The sequence below is a fragment of the Streptomyces sp. NPDC006997 genome, assembly GCF_040635175.1.
In the GTDB taxonomy this organism is placed as follows: domain Bacteria; phylum Actinomycetota; class Actinomycetes; order Streptomycetales; family Streptomycetaceae; genus Streptomyces.
In genome coordinates this window covers 1-1,287 of sequence record NZ_JBEYHH010000105.1, presented here as the reverse complement: position 1 = coordinate 1,287, position 1,287 = coordinate 1, and the positions used below count along the sequence as shown (strand labels likewise).

The following is a 1,287-nucleotide window of genomic DNA, read 5'->3' as shown; positions in this document are numbered from 1 at the left end:
CAGGGCTCCATCAAGTTCCGTGATTGCGTGGAGGGTTGGCGATCAGCCGGTAGGGGCGGGTAGCAGAGCAGGCACGGGGGTTCGTGATCATTGTGGTGTCGAAGCCAGATGATCACGAGGATGTCCCGTGCCTGCTGTTGCATCTTCCCCTATCCCTGCCGTGCTGGAGAAACTGGGGCCGCTGGATGCGGACCGGATCGCTGACCTGCGTCCCTACCTCGAATCGGTTCCGGATCCGCGCTCACGCCGGGGCCGGTGGTACTCGCTGACGGCGATTTTGCTGGTGTGTGCCTGCGCGGCCGTCTGCGGCGCGAAGAGCATCGACGAGCTCGCCGAGTTCGGCGAGCGGGCCACGAACTCGCTGCTGGCATCCCTCGGGGTACGCCGTCACCTGCTCGGCTGGCGGCGCAGCCCCAGGCCGGTCACGCTCGGACGCGTCCTTCAGGCACTTGACGGCGACGCCCTGGACCGGGCTGTGGGCGCCTACCTGGCCGACCGGCACCGCATCACCGCGTCCGCGGACGTGCCCGAGGCCCGATCGCGGCAGGTCATCGCCGTGGACGGCAAGGCCCTCAAGGGCTCAGCCCGCCTGGCCGCGCCGCGCCGTCACCTGCTCTCGGCGGTCACCCACGACCGCGTCGCCACGATTGCCCAGGTCGAAGTCGGTGCGAAGACCAACGAAGTGCGCCACTTCAAGCCCCTGCTGGCGCCACTCGACCTCGCCGGCACCGTCGTCACCTTCGATGCCCTCCACTCGGTGAAGGCCAACATCACCTGGCTGGTCGAGACGAAGAAGGCCCACTACATCGCCGTCATCAAGACCAACCAGCCCACCGCCTACGCCCAGCTCGCCGCACTGCCCTGGACCTCGATCAAGGTCCAGCACACCGCCTCCGCCACCGCCCACGGCCGCCGCGAGTCCCGCTCGATCAAGACCTGCGCCATCGCCGGCAACCTCGGCGGCATCGCTTTCCCGCACGCCCACCTCGCCATCCGGGTCCACCGCCGCCGCAAGCCCACCGGCCGGCCCGAAACCCGCGAGAACGTCTACGCGGTCACCAGCCTCGCCGCCCATCAAACCCGCCCCGCCGACCTCGCCGCCGCCCTTCGCGGGCACTGGGGAATCGAAAATTCATCGCACTACATCCGAGATGTCACGTTCGCTGAGGACGCTTCGACCATTCACGCCGGCACCGCACCCCGCGCCATGGCCACCATCCGCAACCTCGCCATCGGCACCCTGAAGATCCTCGGAGCCGACAACATCGCCAAAACCACCCGCGCCAT

General features: G+C 68.5%; 1 protein-coding gene. It reads left to right on the top strand.

Annotated features, from left to right (window positions below):
- Positions 1-160: 160 nt before the first annotated feature.
- Positions 161-1,287 (top strand): ISAs1 family transposase (locus tag ABZ659_RS35860; protein WP_360229204.1); only part of this gene is annotated, 1,127 nt, incomplete at its 3' end.